The organism is Polaromonas aquatica, from assembly GCF_050626995.1.
Classification (GTDB): Bacteria; Pseudomonadota; Gammaproteobacteria; order Burkholderiales; family Burkholderiaceae_C; genus Polaromonas; species Polaromonas aquatica_A.
The window spans coordinates 1,704,575-1,719,516 of record NZ_CP192467.1; the positions used below are offsets into that span (position 1 = coordinate 1,704,575).

The following is a 14,942-nucleotide window of genomic DNA, read 5'->3' on the forward strand; positions in this document are numbered from 1 at the left end:
GCCGATATGGCTTAAAAAGCCGAGAGCAGATTTCAGACCAGATTTATAGCCAAATCGGCATCCTGGCCAATAAAAACAGGCGCGAGTCGCTATTAAATCAATAGCAAACGTACCCTTCAATCCGGGTTGATGCCCGCCGCAGCCATGGGCGGCGGAAGTTTGCTGAGCGCCTCCGCTATCGCTGCCGTCCTGGCTGCGGCGGCGGCCGCCGCAGCAGCGTTGGTGGGCCCGGGGGCTGCGCCTGCGGCGCCGGGAGACATCAGGCCGGGCACGTCCGCTGCCTGGCGCGGCTTGCCAATAGGCGCGGCTGCCAGGCCCTTCTGGACGGCCACCATGTCTTCCTCGCTCGGGTACTGGCCCAGCAACACGTAGTCAAACACCCGGCGCGCGATGGGCGCGGCCACCCCGGCGCCCCAGCCGGCGTTTTCCACAATCACAGCCAAAGCGATTTTGGGGTCTTCCGCCGGCGCAAATGCCATGTAAACGGCATGGTCGCGCTGGTATTCCTCCATCTTGCTGCTGTTGTATTTGTCTTTCTGGCCGATCGTGACCGCCTGGGCCGTGCCGGTCTTGCCGCCGCTCAGGTATCCCGCGCCGGCAAACACCCGGGCCGAAGTGCCTTCCTGCGTCACGCCCACGAGTGCCTTGCGGACGACGGCCACATTTTCGGGCTTGTAGCCCAGGTTTTCCGGAGGATCCGCCGGCAAGGGATGCATGGCGCGCGTCACCGGGTCCTGTGTGCCGATGACCAGGCGCGGCCTGCGCTTGACACCGTTGTTAGCCAGCACGGCGGTGGCTTGCGCCAGTTGCAGCATGGTGAAAGTGTTATAGCCCTGCCCGATGCCCAGCGAAATGGTCTCGCCGGGGTACCACTTTTGCTGCTCAGGTTTCCTGTAGGCCTTGCGCTTCCATGCCTGGCTCGGCAACACACCCGCGACCTCGCCGCTGATGTCGATGCCGGTGATTTGCCCGAAGCCCAGCGGCTTCATGAAGTCGTGCATGGCATCCACGCCCATCTCATTGGCCAGCGAGTAGTAATAGACATTGCTGGACTTGACGATGGAGCGGTACATGTCGACCGCGCCCAGTGCGATGTCGCCGTGGCTGCGGAAGACGTGGCCGCCGAAGCTCCAGGAGGCGTTGTCGTTGACGATGAAGCTGGCCGAGCGCTTTCCGGTTTCCAGCGCGGCCATGGCCATGAAGGGCTTGTAAGTCGAACCCGGCGGATAGGTGCCGCGCAGCGCGCGGTTCAGCAGCGGCTTGTCCAGCGAGTCGCGCAGGTACTGCCAGCTCTCGGTGTCGATGCCGTCCACGAACAGGTTGGGGTCGAACGTCGGCTTGCTGACAAACGCCAGCACGTCGCCGGTCTTCGGGTCCATCGCCACCAGCGCGCCGCGCCGGTCGCCAAACATGTCCTCCACCAGCTTTTGCAGGCGGATGTCCAGCGACAGCATGACGGTGTTGCCGGGTGTGGCCGGGTTGCTGGCAAGCTTGCGCATGGCGCGGCCGCCTGCCGAGGTCTCAACCTGCTCGACACCGGTGGTGCCGTGCAGCTGTTGCTCAAAGCTCTGCTCGACACCGAGCTTGCCGATGTAGTCGGTTCCGCGGTAATTGCCTTCGTCGTCGCTGCCTTCGATGATTTCTTTTTCCGCCTGGTTGATGCGCCCGATGTAGCCCACCACGTGGCTGCCCAGCTCACCGTAGGGATAGCTGCGGAAGAGGCGGGCCTTGATGTCAACGCCTGGAAAACGAAACCGCTGCGCCGCAAAACGCGCGACTTCCTCGTCAGTCAGGCGCGTGCGGATGGGCAGCGACTCGAAATTCTTCGACTCCTCGCGCAGCCGCTTGAAACGCCGCTTGTCGCGCACCTGGATATCGACCACTTTTTCGAGCGCAGCGATGGTTTCTTCGAGGTTGTCGACCTTGGAAGGCGTGATCTCCAGGGTATAGGCCGAATAGTTGGTCGCCAGCACAATGCCATTACGGTCCAGGATCAGTCCGCGATTGGGCACGATGGGCACGATGGCCGTCCGGTTGCTTTCCGCCTGCTCGTTCAGGTCTGCATAGCGAAACACCTGCAGATACACCAGCCGCGCCGCCAGCAAGCCAAAAGCAAACAGCACCGCAAAGCTGGCCACCAGCACCCGCGCACGAAAGCGCGACAAATCCGCTTCAACGTTACGCAGTTCAGTCATGGTGGTCCGACTCTATAACCGATAGAAAGTGCCCACAACAAAGAGGCGATGCGAAGCGAGCCGAGCAAAGCCAGTCCGAGCCGCGGAACCGGCTTTGCCGGGCCGCAGGCGGGGCGGCCCCCTCGGGGGGCAAGGAGTTACACGCAGTGAACGACTGTGGGGGCATCACAGTGGCCGGTTTTGATCGGGATCGGGCGCTCGGCGTTGCGGCGCCAGCAGCAGCACGCTCACCACCGGCCACAAGAACGCCTCAATCAGCGGCGCGAGCAGCATGATCCAGCCTGGAAAGATACCCCCGCCAATCATGCGGATGATGAGCTCGACGCCGTGCGCGATGGCAAACAGCGGCAGCACCTGCAGGGCCTGCGAGGGCACGGTGAACCAGAGCAAACGGCGATGGATCATGGTGGCGAAAAAACTCAGTGCCGTATACGACAGCGCATGCTGGCCGAGCAAGGACGACTGGTGCACATCCATGCCCAGGCCGAACATGAAAGCTACACCAATACCGACACGCAGCGGCTGGTGCACATTCCAGAACACCAGCACGAGCGCCAGGAAGTCCGGCATCCAGGGCACACGGCCCAGGGGCAGCATGTCCAGCAGCAACGCGGCAATCAGGCTGCACCAGATGAAGACAGGGTTGGCCGGCAGCAGCAGCTGCTGGCCTGATCGCATGATCATGTCGTCACTCCTTGCATGATCATTTCGAAGCCCCCTTCTTTTTGGGCGCGGGCTCAGGGGTGTCGTCGGGCCGCGGCGGGATCTGGCCGGTGCCAGGCTTGACCACGATGACGTGCCGCGCGCCCGTCACGAGCGCCTGCGGCGTGCAGAAAATCTTGGCAAAAGCCGATTCCGCGCGACGCTCGATGCGGCTGATCTTGGCCACCGGCAGGCCGGGCGGGTATACACCGTCAACACCGCTTGTAGTCAGCAAGTCGCCCTGCAGCACATCCGAATTGCTGCCCATGAAACGCAACTCCAGCCCGCTGCCGGAGACCGTCGGGTCGCCATAGGCCACGCTGCGCGCACCGGTGCGCACATTGAGCACCGGAATGGCCAGGTCGCGGTCGATCAGCAACGTCACCTCGCTGACTAGCGGGTGCACACGTGTGACTTGCCCCAGCACGCCGGACTCATCCAGCACCGGCGAGCCCAGGTCCACGCCCTGGGCCAGGCCTTTGTCGATGATGACTTTGCGTGTGTAGGGGTCGGCCGCGTCGTACAACACTTCGGCGGCCATGACCGGCGTGCCGAGCTGTTCGCGCAAGCCCATGAGCTTGCGTAGGCGGTTGTTCTCCTGCGTGAGTTGCTCGACCTGGCCGGCGCGCAGCGACTGTAGCGCCAGCTTGCGACCGGCGTCTTCGCTGTCTATCTTGGCCTGGTTCAGGGTGGTGAAATATTCAGAGCCGCTTTTAGCCGCCCGCACCGGCTGCAGCGCCAGCCATTGCACCGGATACAGCGCGGTCGCCAGCGCGGCGCGTACCGGCTGGGTAATGCGAAAACGGGTGTCCGCCACCATCAGGAACAAGGACAACGCGCTGAAAAACATCAGCTTGGACAGCGCCGACGGCCCCTGCTTGAAAAAGGGCGGCGGGGATCTGTCGAGGGTTCCTAAAGGCATGGTTCGCTGTCAGGCTGGCCCCGCTTCATGCCCTGGGGTGCGGCATGAAGTACGGCATCGGTCTTTATTCCGAAGTGAAGATGGAGCCCAGGCGGTCCATGCGCTCCAGCGCGATGCCGCAGCCGCGGACCACGCAGGTCAGCGGGTCTTCGGCCACCAGCACCGGCAGGCCGGTTTCTTCGGCCAGCAGGCGGTCCAGGTCGCGCAGCAAGGCGCCACCGCCGGTGAGCATCATGCCGCGCTCGGCGATGTCGGCGCCCAGCTCGGGCGGCGTCTGCTCGAGCGCGTTCTTGACGGCGCTGACGATGTTGTTGAGCGGGTCGGTCAGGGCCTCGAGGATTTCGTTGCTGGAAATCGTGAAGCTGCGCGGCACGCCTTCGGAGAGGTTGCGGCCCTTGACTTCCATTTCCTTGACTTCGGAGCCGGGGAAGGCCGAACCGATGCTTTTCTTGATGGCTTCAGCGGTAGGCTCGCCGATCAGCATGCCGTAGTTGCGGCGGATGTAGTTGATGATGGCTTCGTCGAAACGGTCACCGCCCACGCGGACGCTGCCCTTGTAGACCATGCCGCCCAGCGAGATGACGCCGACTTCGGTGGTGCCGCCGCCGATGTCGACCACCATGGAGCCGCTGGCTTCCGACACGGGCAGGCCGGCGCCGATGGCTGCGGCCATCGGTTCTTCAATCAGGTAAACGTCGCTGGCGCCGGCGCCCAATGCGCTTTCGCGAATCGCGCGGCGCTCGACCTGGGTGGAACCGCAGGGCACGCAGATGATGATGCGGGGACTGGGTTTGAGCAGGCTGCGCGGATGCACCATCTTGATGAACTGCTTGAGCATCTGCTCGGTCACCGTGAAGTCGGCGATCACGCCGTCTTTCATGGGCCGGATGGCTTCAATGTTGCCGGGAACCTTGCCCAGCATGGCCTTGGCTTCGTGGCCGACGGCCTGGATGGTTTTTTTTCCCTGCGGGCCGCCTTCGTGGCGAATGGCTACGACAGAGGGCTCATCCAGCACAATACCGCGGTCGCGTACAAAAATCAGGGTGTTGGCGGTACCAAGGTCGATGGCCAGGTCGGTCGAAAAATACCGACGGAATGCTTCAAACATATGCAGGGGTCCGGTTGGGGCATGAGCGCACTTCGTTGCTCCATCGCCTTTTTATTGATCAAGCAATTATGGGGAAGTTGGGCCAGAGGCGCTCTGGAAACTGCTTCTGGCACCTAAAAAGCGCCTAAAGCCTGCATCCAACCCTGATTTCACACCAAAGGCGGGATAATACCGCATCCCCTATAGATCAATAGGTTTAGCAAGCCCGTTTTTTCAGCTTTACACCTCGTTTCAGCCCCTGTTTTCTGGTTTATTTTTCGTATTTCCTTTTCCTACTACCCATGGCATTGACATCTCAAGACATCGCACGCGTCGCCAACCTGGCGCGGCTTGAACTGCGCCCCGATGAAACCGAGCACACACTGAGCCAGATCAATGGCTTTTTCGCGCTGGTCGAGCAAATGGAAGCCGTCAATACCGAAGGCGTGGAACCCCTGGCCCATCCGGCTGCGGTGATCGGCGAAGTCGCCCTGCGCCTGCGCGAAGACATCGCCAGAGAGCCCAACCAGCGCGAGGCCAGCCAGGTGAGCGCCCCGGCTGTCGAGCGCGGCCTCTTCCTCGTGCCCAAGGTGATCGAATGAGCAGCATGACGTCCTCTTCCGCTTCCTCCGACCTGCACGACCTGGGCGTGGCCCAGCTGGCCGCCAAACTGGCCGCCCGTGAGGTTTCCAGCGTTGAAGTCACGCAGCATTTCCTGGCGCGCATCCAGCAGGAAAAACTCGGCGCCTTCCTGGCCACCAATGCCGACGTATCGCTGGCGCAGGCCAAAGCCGCCGACGCACGTCTGGCCGCAGGCGAACGCACACCTCTTCTGGGCGTGCCGCTGGCGCACAAGGACGTGTTCGTCACACGCGACTTTCCCACGACGGCCGGCTCGAAAATGCTGGAGAACTACCGCAGTCCGTTTGATGCGACGGTGGTCGGCAAGCTGGGCAGCGGCAGCGACGGCCAGCAGGGCGCCGGCATGGTCACGCTGGGCAAGCTCAACTGCGACGAGTTCGCCATGGGCTCAGGCAATGACAACAGCGCCTACAAACCGGTCAAAAATCCCTGGGACCTGGAACGCATTCCCGGCGGCTCATCAGGCGGCTCTGCGGCTGCCGTAGCGGCTCGACTGGTGCCCGCCGCGACCGGCACCGACACCGGCGGCTCCATCCGCCAGCCGGCATCGCTCACTGGCATCACCGGCATCAAGCCCACCTACGGCCGCTGCTCGCGCTACGGTATGGTGGCCTTTGCCTCCAGCCTGGACCAGGCCGGCCCGATGGCGCGCAGCGCGCTCGACTGCGCCCTGCTGCTCTCTGGCATGGTGGGGCCTGATCCGGACCGCGACTCGACCTCGCTGGATTTGCCCGCAACCGATTACGCTACTGATTTGATAGCTGCCAGCGCACAATCTGCCGGAGCGAAGCCGCTAAAAGGCTTGAGAATTGGCCTGCCCACGCAGTTCTTCGGCGCAGGTTGCGCACCCGACGTGCTGGCCGCCGTGCGCGGCGCGCTGGCCGAATACGAAAAGCTGGGCGCCACGCTGGTCGACGTGAGCCTGCCGCTCACCGAGCTGTCGATTCCCGTTTACTACGTCATTGCACCGGCCGAGGCCAGCAGCAACCTGAGTCGCTTTGACGGCGTGCGCTACGGACATCGCGCAGCCAGCTACACCGACCTGAACGACATGTACAAAAAGTCGCGCAGCGAAGGTTTCGGTGACGAGGCGACGCGCCGCATCATGATCGGCACCTATGTGCTGTCGCACGGTTATTACGATGCCTACTACCTCAAGGCGCAAAAAATCCGCCGCCTGATCGCGCAGGATTTCCAGACCGCCTTCACGCAGTGCGACATCATTGCCGGCCCCGTCTCGCCCACGGTGGCGTGGAAGATCGGCGAAAAATCCGATGACCCGGTCGCCAACTACCTGGCCGACATCTACACCTTGTCGTCGAGCCTGGCGGGATTGCCCGGCATGAGCGTGCCGGCAGGCTTTGGCGCCGGTGGCATGCCCGTGGGCCTGCAGCTGATCGGCAACTATTTCAAGGAAGCGCAACTGCTGGGCGCTGCGCACCAGTTCCAGCTCGCGACCGACTGGCACCTGTGCCAGCCCCCAGCCTTTGAGTGATTTGACATGAGCCAGACCCAACCTACCGCCAACCCCTTCGCCGAAATGCAGGCCGGCCGCCCCACCGGGCCGCTGGTGCAAGGCTATGAAGTCATCATCGGCTTCGAAACCCATACACAGCTCACCACGAAATCGAAGATCTTCAGCCGCGCCTCTACCGCGTTCGGCGCCGAGCCGAACACGCAGGCCTCCGCTGTGGACTTCGCGCTGCCAGGTGCCTTGCCCGTGATGAACAAGGGCGCGGTACAACGCGCCATCGAATTCGGCCTGGCCGTGAATGCGCACATCGCCGAGCAGAGCGTGTTCGCGCGCAAAAACTACTTCTATCCCGACCTGCCCAAGGGCTACCAGATCAGCCAGTTCGAGATCCCGGTGGTGCAAGGCGGCACAGTGGAATTTTTCCTTGATGGCGAAAAACGCGCAGTGCGCCTGGTACGCGCCCACCTTGAAGAGGACGCAGGCAAGTCGCTGCACGAAGACTTCATCGGCATGAGCGGCATCGACCTGAACCGTGCCGGCACGCCGCTGCTGGAAATCGTGACAGAGCCCGATATGCGTTCGTCTGCCGAGGCGGTGGCGTACGCCAAAGAGCTGCACAAAATCGTCACCTGGATCGGCATCTGCGACGGCAACATGCAGGAAGGCAGCTTCCGCTGCGACGCCAATGTGTCGGTGCGCAAACCCGGTGCCGAGCTGGGTACGCGCCGCGAGATCAAGAACCTGAACAGCTTCAAGTTCATGCAGCAGGCCATTGACTACGAAGTTCGCTGGCAGATCGGACAGATTGAAGACGGCCACACGATTCAACAGGCCACCGTGCTGTTTGATCCGGACACGGGCGAGACGCGTTCGATGCGGACCAAGGAAGACGCGGCCGACTATCGCTATTTCCCCGACCCTGATTTACCGCCGCTGGTGATTGGGCGTGACTGGGTGGAGAAAACCCGTGCAGAGATGAGTGAACTGCCGCGTGTGATGGCGGCACGCTTTGTGGCCGACTATGGCCTGCCCGAGTACGACGCCGGCCAGCTCACACAGAGCAAGGCAACAGCGGCTTATTTCGAAGCAGTGGCAACACTCAGCAAACAACCCAAGCTGGCCAGCAACTGGGTCATGGGCGAGTTGTCGCGGCGGCTGAACAGCGAAGAAAAGTCGATTGAGGCTTCCGTTGTCAGCGCAACGCAGCTTGCCGGCTTGATCAGCCGGATTGCCGACGGCACGATCTCCAACAATGCCGCCCGGCAGGTATTTGATGCGCTATGGACAGATGGGAACCAGGACGTTGACGCCATCATTGAAGCCAAAGGCCTCAAACAGATGAGCGACAGCGGTGAGCTGGAAAAAATCATCGATGATGTCCTGGCCGCCAATGCCAAAAACGTTGAGGAAGTACGCGCGGGCAATACCAAGGCCATGAACGCGCTGGTGGGCCAGGCCATGAAGGCAACCAAAGGCAAAGCCAACCCTGCACAAGTGAACGAGTTGCTCAAGAAGAAACTGGGTTGAGTTCCCTAAGCCCGTGGCGGTCTGGTGATGTTTCGGTCAATCCGGCGTTGCTATTAAAAATATAGCGTCTTACGCCCGATATACAAGGTCTTCAACCTATTTTTGCTTGCGAATTAGCCTTGGGAAGCTAATTTTTTGCGGTGCCGGCAATATCGCTGGCCGCAGCGGCGGGCATACCCGCGATAGCCCACAGTTGCTTGAGCTTCACCAGCTCTTCGTCAAACCGCTGGTTGACGCGTCTTTTCTCCTGCTCCTGGTCCTGGATGAATTTCTTCTGCACCAGGGCGCTGCTGTCGTTTTCCTCAGCCCGGCGTTTCAGTGCGGGCGGCGCCTTGGCGGGGTCTTTCTCGTAAAACTCAAGCTCGCTGTTGATGCTTTTGCGCTGCTCAGCCAGTTCCACCGTTCTTTTGCTCGCAGCCTTGATGACCTCATCGATCTGGGCCAATGCAGTGGCACGCTCCTGTTCGTGTACCGCAGGGCGCGGATAGCGCTGCAGCAGAGCGCGGTCACGCCGCTTTTCCTCAGCTTCGCGCGCACGCACCTCGGCGGCAGCCTTCTCTTTTGCTTCGAGGGCGGCGCGCTCCTGCGCGGTCAGCGACGGTCCCATCTGGCGCCGGACCAGGCCGGACGGGCTCAACTCCTGCTGCGTGCGGTCTAAGCATTCAATGATCGGGCGGTCTGCCGTGATCTTGCGGCCCTTGCCGTCGACGCAGGTGTAGATGTTTTGCGCTGCAACATGGCCGGTCAGGCACATGAATGAAATGCAAGTGACCGTTGACGCAGTTCGCAAGAGCAATTCGAATCCTTAAATAACGCCGTACCGTTCCCGATAAGCCAGCACCGACTGGTAGTGCGCTTGCAGAGACAACGTGTCAGGCGCGCTTGACGCCGACGTAGCGCCCGGCTGGGAGAGATACTGCAGCAAGTCGGTCAGGCGCGCAATCGCGCAAACCTGCAGGCCCAACTGATTCGTAACATATTGCACAGCGCTGTGGTTCACATCCACGCCGTTTTCAGTCGCCTTCTCCTGCCGGTCGAGCGCCAGCGCTACGGCATGTGGAACCGCCCCCGCTGCCTTGATGATGGCAATCGACTCGCGGGCCGCCGTGCCGGCGGACATCACGTCGTCAATGATCAGCACACGGCCCCTGACGGGTGCGCCAACCAGCGTGCCGCCCTCTCCGTGGTCCTTGGCCTCTTTGCGGTTATAGGCAAATGGGAAATTACGCCCCAGCCGCGCCAGTTCGATGGCGACTGCAGCAGCCAGCGGAATGCCCTTGTAGGCCGGCCCAAAAATCATGTCGAACTCAAGCCCGGTGCGCTTCTCTTCGGCCAGCAGGTGGCGCGCATAGAATTGTGCCAGCCGTCCGAGCTTGGCGCCGTCGTCAAACAGGCCGGCATTGAAAAAGTAGGGGCTCATGCGCCCGGCCTTGGTCTTGAATTGCCCGAAGCGCAGGACGCCGGATTCGACGGCAAACTGCACGAATTCCTGTGCCAGCGTGCCATCCGCGGCGCTGGCCCCGCCCTTGTTGTTACCCTTGTCGCCCTGTTCGCGTGCCGTGCTCATTGGAAGTCCCATGTTTAAATTGACCAGCCTCAACCTCAACGGTATCCGCTCCGCAGCCAGCAAGGGATTGCTGGACTGGGTCGCGCATTCCATGCCGGATTGTATTTGCGTGCAGGAGCTGAAGGCCCAGGCCGCCGACATGAGCGGCCGGTTCGAGGAAATTGCCGGCATGAAAGGCCACTTTCACTTCGCCGAGAAAAAAGGCTACTCCGGCGTGGGGGTGTACACGCGCCACGAACCGAGCGACGTCATCGTGGGCTACGGCTCCACCGAGTTCGACGCCGAAGGGCGTTATGTGGAACTCCGCTTCGACAGGCCCGGACGCAAGCAAAGCCCCAAACTGTCCATCATCAGCTGCTATTTCCCGAGCGGTTCCTCGGGCGAAGAGCGCCAAGCCGCCAAATTCCGCTTTTTGTCCGAGTTTTACCCACGATTGCTGGCGCTGAAAGCAACGCGTGATTTCGTGCTGTGTGGCGACATCAACATCGCGCACCAGGAGATCGACCTGAAAAACTTCAAAGGCAATAAAAAGAACAGCGGGTTCTTGCCCGAGGAGCGCGCCTGGATGACCGAGTTGCTGCGCGATGCCGAGCTCACGAACGAAGCGGCCGATGCGCTGAACGAAGGCGCGGCTGTTCCGGCCACAACGCCCGTGCGCGGCGGCGGCATGGTCGACGTGTACCGCAAGCTGCAGCCCACCGCGACCGACGCTGCCTACACATGGTGGAGCAACCGTGGCCAAGCCTATGCCAAGAACGTGGGCTGGCGGCTGGACTATCACCTCGCCACGCCCGCGTTTGCGGCGCTGGCGCGCAGCGAGCACATCTACAAGGAACAGCGCTTTTCGGACCACGCACCCATGAGCGTGGACTATGACTTCAAGCTCTGACCCCCGTTCAGACTCACTGCGTGTAGTCTGCTCCCCCCTTCCAGGGGGCGGCGTCTCGGGCCGGCAAAGCCGGACCCTCGGCCCCCACTGGTGAATACCCCCCGCGAGTTGCGCACTGAACTCTTAAAGCCAGCATGAGCCGCGGGACTGGCTTTGCCAGACCGCAGGCGGGCGGCCCCCTCGGGGGGCAGGAAGCGACACGTAGTGCGCGACCGTGGGGGCCACATCCACCGTGGGGGCTTACTGCTCTGCCCAGATGCGCTGGATCTGCGTCGACAACTCCATCGGGTCAAACGGTTTGGGAATCACCTCAAGAGCACCCAGGCTTTTGTACACCGCGACCTCGGCGGCCTGCACCTTTGCGGTCATGAAGATCACCGGCGTGTCGACCGTGGCTGGCAACTGCCGAAGTCCCTTGAGCGTAGTGGGCCCGTCCATGCCGGGCATCATCACATCCAGGAGCAGCAGGTCGGCTCCTGCACCCGGTGCGGCATCGAGCGCCTCCTGGCCCGAGGCACAGGCGATGACGGTAAAGCCGCCTACGGCTTCCAGCGCCATTTGCGCAACCATACGAATGTCGGGTTCGTCTTCGACATACAGGATACGGGACAGTGGTTTGGTCATGGTTAACTCAGGGGTTGGGGTCGAGTCGGGCCGGGATCTCCGGGAATTTGAAGCACACGCTGGATTGTATTGAGCAGTTCGGTGTTGGAGGTATGGGCCTTCACCAGCACCGCATCGGCCTGCCTGCCGTCCGCCGGATCCACATCGCCCGCCGAGAACACAATCACAGGCGGTCGCGGATCCAGGGCGTCGATATCCTCGAACAGGTCCCAGCCAGACTGGCTGCCGAGCGACAAGTCCAGCAGGATCAGGTCAAAGGGATGGCCGCGCAGGCAGGCACGGGCCTCGTCCAGTGTGGTGGCAAATTCGAAGGACGCAAAATCCTGCGCAATGGCAGCCGTGATTTGCTGGATATCCTGGTCATCCTCGACATGCAAAATGCGCGGTTTGCCGGCGTCCAGACTGACAACGGCCCGGCGCAGGCTGTTAATGAGCAAGTGTTCGTCAATCGGTTTTTTCAGCCAGTCTGAAACCGTATGCGGCTTGCGGTTGAACTGCAGCTGGCCTTGCTCGGCCATGGCCGAGATCACCACGACAGGCAAGTGGCGCGTTCTTTCGTCCTCGCGCAGCTGGCCGATGAAGGCCACACCGTTCTGGCCGGGCAGCTTCAGGTCCACCGTCACGGCATCGTAGCTATGGTGTTCCAGGCAGGCCAGCGCCTGCTCCGCGCTGTGCGTCATGTCGGAGTCGAAACCCGCTTTGCTCAACATCATGCTGATCAGCCTGGCCACATCGGGATCGCCCTCGCAGATCAGGATGCGGGGCCGGGTGGAAGCAGCCGGCTGCATTCGCACGGGTTGCAGCAGGGGCACCGGGTTGGTCCACTCCGGCAGCTCAAAGAAGAACGTGGTGCCCACCCCCTTCGCACTGCTAAAGCCGATGGTGCCGCCCATCTTCTCCACCAGGGCGCGGGAAATATTCAGGCCGAGGCCGGTCCCGCCTTTTTGCCGTGTGTCGGAAGAGTCGGCCTGGGAGAATTTCTGGAATATGCGGCCATGGAATTCCTCGGGGATGCCCGGACCCACATCGACGACTTCAGCCCGCACCCGCTGCGCCGAACGCGACAGCCTGACCTCCACCGGGCTGCCCGGCGGCGAAAACTTGACCGCGTTGGACAAAAGGTTGGTCAGCACCTGGGTCATGCGGTCGGTGTCAATGCGCACCTGCAAAGCTTCGTCGGGCGCCCGCATCACCAGGTCCACCCGGTGCTGGCCGGCAAAACCCTCGTTGGCGACCAGCGCCTGCTGCACCAGCTGCCGCAGGTCCACGACCTGCAGGTCCAGGCGCAATTTACCGGACTCGATTTTTTCGCTATCCAGGATGTCGTTGATCAGCCGGATCAGGCGCTCGCAGTTGCTTTGGGCAATGCCCACCAGGTTCTTCACCGCCGCAGGCAGCTCACCGGCCACGCCACCGGAAATCAGACCCAGAGAGCCCCTTATGGATGTCAGCGGCGTGCGCAACTCATGGCTGACGGTGGACACGAATTCGGTCTTCATGCGGTCGATGCGCCGGAGCTCCGTGATGTCCGTGCCCAGAGAGAAAAAACCGATGACCTTGTCCTTAGCGGCGCCTTCGCCGTAGCGGGGAAAATACTGCATCGCGAAGTACCTGCGCTCGCCCTCCGGCGTCACCTGCGTCCGTTCGTAGCGGACCGGCTTGCCGCTGAGCACCTCGTCCACTTTATCCCGAACTGTCTCGTAGGCTTGCTCGCCCAGAACTTCGGCCAGTGGGTGTCCGTCGATCTGCTCAAAGCTCAAGCCGAAAGCACTTTCGTAGGCGCGGTTGTGAAAGCGAAAGCGCCGATCGGTGTCAAGGTAAGCGATCAGGGCGGGCACCGTATCAGTGACCTGGCGCAATTGGGCTTCGCTCGCCCGCAGGGCCTTGCTGATGCGCTTGCTCTCGGTAATGTCATGCATCAATGCGGTGAAAAGGCGGCGGCCGCCGACCTGCACGTCACTGAACGACACGCTGACCATAAACTCGCTGCCATCCTTGCGCATGGCGCGTACTTCCTGCCCGGATATCCGGAACGTTTCCGGCTGCTCCCGCATCATGGAGGTGAAATCCTTGTATTGCTGGCGAAACCGCGGCGGCACCAGCTCTGATACATCACGGCCGATCAGTTCGCTTTTCTCGTACCCAAAGAGCTGTAAGGCCGCCGCATTGGCCTCCAGAACGATGTCGTCGGACGTGGTGGTGATCACCGTTTCGACCATTCCTTCGGTAATGCTGCGGCTCATGACTTCGCTGTCATGCAATTGCGCCTGTGCGCGCTCACGGACTTTCTCGTAATGTTTGACCACGTAGCCCATCCAGGCAAGCATGGCAAAAAACAGCACGCTACCGGCAATGATGAGGTTTTGCGCCCATGCGGCGTTGCGCTCTGCGGCGGCCTGAACCTCTTCCCATACTCGCGCTTCGCGGCTGCGCGCGCGTTCCAGCAACTCGTCCGTGCGCTGCCTGGATGCCCGGCTTTCCGGGCTTCCCAAAATGGCGGCCCCCTCGGCCTGGTCAACCTCCTTGCGCGCCGTGATTGACCGCTGGGCAACCGCGGTGCGGCGCGCGATCAGTTCATCGAGTTCCGCCAGCTCCGGCATCCGGTTGGCGCTTCGCGCCCTGGCTGTCGCCAAGGCAAGATCGGCGAGCGCCTTTTCGAAGTTCGCCTGGTCGGCGTTGTCGCCACTGAGCAGGTATTGCCTCAAGGATGCCTCAGCGCTTTTGATGCCCGACACCACCCGCTCCACCATCACCAGCGAATCCTCCGTGCGGACGCGGGACTGCGTCGCCTCGATCAGGCGGCTGATGGTGGCGTAGGAGGCCACACTGACAACGGCCATCAGCACGAGGCCCGCGGCCAATGCGATTTTGATCCTGACCAGAAAGGCGTTGGAGGAAAGCATGGGCACCTTATGCGATCTGATCGCGCTGATTTCAGGCAGCGCCGGGAAAACGTTGCTGCAAGGCTTCAACTGCCCGGCTTATTTCGGTCTTCACCTGCGGCGAAAGCGGTTGCCCTGCGCTGACATGGGGCTCCACCGCCAGCTCCAGCGCCTGTGCGGCAAGGCCAAGCTCGGCCCAGCCGAAGGTTGCCGCGGAGCCGGCCAGGCTGTGTGCATGGCGCTCAAGGGCCGGCAAAGCCTGCGCCAGATCGTCGCCGTTAAGTATTTGTTGCCAGAGCCCGAGCAGTTGCCCCAGCCGGCCCGGCAATGAACGCGTGTAGTCCGCGCGCTGCTCCTCCAGAAATGCAAGCAGGGCCGGATTGGGTTGCGTCATGGCATCCGGGGAGATGGCGCCAGCCGACCGCTATGGG

At 62.1% G+C, this 14,942-nt stretch carries 13 protein-coding genes; 4 read left to right on the plus strand and 9 right to left on the minus strand.

What is annotated here, in order from left to right; genetic code table 11:
* Positions 1–116 precede the first annotated feature (116 nt).
* The 4 genes from mrdA to ACQ4MS_RS08200 form a co-directional block, all read right to left on the minus strand.
* Entirely contained in the window at positions 117–2,195 is a 2,079-nt protein-coding gene (gene mrdA, locus ACQ4MS_RS08185; protein WP_431098955.1) for a penicillin-binding protein 2, read from the minus strand.
* A gap of 165 nt (positions 2,196–2,360) precedes the next feature.
* Complete coding sequence (gene mreD / locus ACQ4MS_RS08190; protein ID WP_431098956.1) at positions 2,361–2,879, minus strand: rod shape-determining protein MreD; 519 nt, start codon at positions 2,877–2,879, stop codon at positions 2,361–2,363.
* Positions 2,880–2,898: 19 nt separating this feature from the next.
* Positions 2,899–3,819, minus strand: a complete 921-nt coding sequence (mreC, locus tag ACQ4MS_RS08195) for a rod shape-determining protein MreC (RefSeq protein ID WP_431098957.1) — start codon at positions 3,817–3,819, stop codon at positions 2,899–2,901.
* 64 nt (positions 3,820–3,883) lie between these two features.
* Complete coding sequence (locus ACQ4MS_RS08200; protein ID WP_007872262.1) at positions 3,884–4,927, minus strand: rod shape-determining protein; 1,044 nt, start codon at positions 4,925–4,927, stop codon at positions 3,884–3,886.
* 281 nt (positions 4,928–5,208) lie between these two features.
* On the opposite strand from ACQ4MS_RS08200, the gene gatC reads away from it, so the two are divergent.
* Genes gatC through gatB form a run of 3 tightly spaced genes read left to right on the plus strand, consistent with a single transcriptional unit; the run spans position 5,209 to position 8,549 of the window.
* Positions 5,209–5,508 carry an Asp-tRNA(Asn)/Glu-tRNA(Gln) amidotransferase subunit GatC gene (gatC, locus tag ACQ4MS_RS08205; RefSeq protein ID WP_431098958.1) on the plus strand — a complete coding sequence of 100 codons (300 nt, stop codon included), beginning with the start codon at positions 5,209–5,211 and terminating at the stop codon, positions 5,506–5,508.
* A 5-nt stretch (positions 5,509–5,513) separates the two neighbouring features.
* Entirely contained in the window at positions 5,514–7,043 is a 1,530-nt protein-coding gene (gene gatA, locus ACQ4MS_RS08210) for an Asp-tRNA(Asn)/Glu-tRNA(Gln) amidotransferase subunit GatA (RefSeq protein ID WP_431098959.1), read from the plus strand.
* 6 nt (positions 7,044–7,049) lie between these two features.
* Positions 7,050–8,549 (plus strand): Asp-tRNA(Asn)/Glu-tRNA(Gln) amidotransferase subunit GatB, encoded by a 1,500-nt coding sequence (gatB, locus tag ACQ4MS_RS08215; RefSeq protein ID WP_431098960.1) that lies wholly within the window; start codon positions 7,050–7,052, stop codon positions 8,547–8,549.
* A 127-nt stretch (positions 8,550–8,676) separates the two neighbouring features.
* Here gatB and ACQ4MS_RS08220 read toward each other — a convergent pair whose 3' ends face one another.
* Together ACQ4MS_RS08220 and pyrE are read right to left on the minus strand one after the other, a co-directional pair.
* Positions 8,677–9,345, minus strand: coding sequence for a DUF4124 domain-containing protein (locus ACQ4MS_RS08220; RefSeq protein ID WP_431098961.1), 669 nt, complete (start codon positions 9,343–9,345; stop codon positions 8,677–8,679).
* A 9-nt stretch (positions 9,346–9,354) separates the two neighbouring features.
* Positions 9,355–10,116, minus strand: coding sequence for an orotate phosphoribosyltransferase (pyrE, locus tag ACQ4MS_RS08225; protein WP_431098962.1), 762 nt, complete (start codon positions 10,114–10,116; stop codon positions 9,355–9,357).
* Between the two features lie 10 nt (positions 10,117–10,126).
* Between pyrE and ACQ4MS_RS08230 the strand changes: the two genes are divergently transcribed.
* Entirely contained in the window at positions 10,127–11,005 is an 879-nt protein-coding gene (locus tag ACQ4MS_RS08230; RefSeq protein ID WP_431098963.1) for an exodeoxyribonuclease III, read from the plus strand.
* A 240-nt stretch (positions 11,006–11,245) separates the two neighbouring features.
* On the opposite strand, the gene ACQ4MS_RS08235 is transcribed toward ACQ4MS_RS08230, so the two are convergent.
* Genes ACQ4MS_RS08235 through ACQ4MS_RS08245 form a run of 3 tightly spaced genes read right to left on the minus strand, consistent with a single transcriptional unit; the run spans position 11,246 to position 14,905 of the window.
* Positions 11,246–11,629 (minus strand): response regulator, encoded by a 384-nt coding sequence (locus tag ACQ4MS_RS08235; protein WP_431098964.1) that lies wholly within the window; start codon positions 11,627–11,629, stop codon positions 11,246–11,248.
* Between the two features lie 2 nt (positions 11,630–11,631).
* Positions 11,632–14,532 carry a PAS domain S-box protein gene (locus ACQ4MS_RS08240; RefSeq protein WP_431098965.1) on the minus strand — a complete coding sequence of 967 codons (2,901 nt, stop codon included), beginning with the start codon at positions 14,530–14,532 and terminating at the stop codon, positions 11,632–11,634.
* A gap of 31 nt (positions 14,533–14,563) precedes the next feature.
* Positions 14,564–14,905 carry an Hpt domain-containing protein gene (locus ACQ4MS_RS08245; protein ID WP_431098966.1) on the minus strand — a complete coding sequence of 114 codons (342 nt, stop codon included), beginning with the start codon at positions 14,903–14,905 and terminating at the stop codon, positions 14,564–14,566.
* Positions 14,906–14,942: the final 37 nt, after the last annotated feature.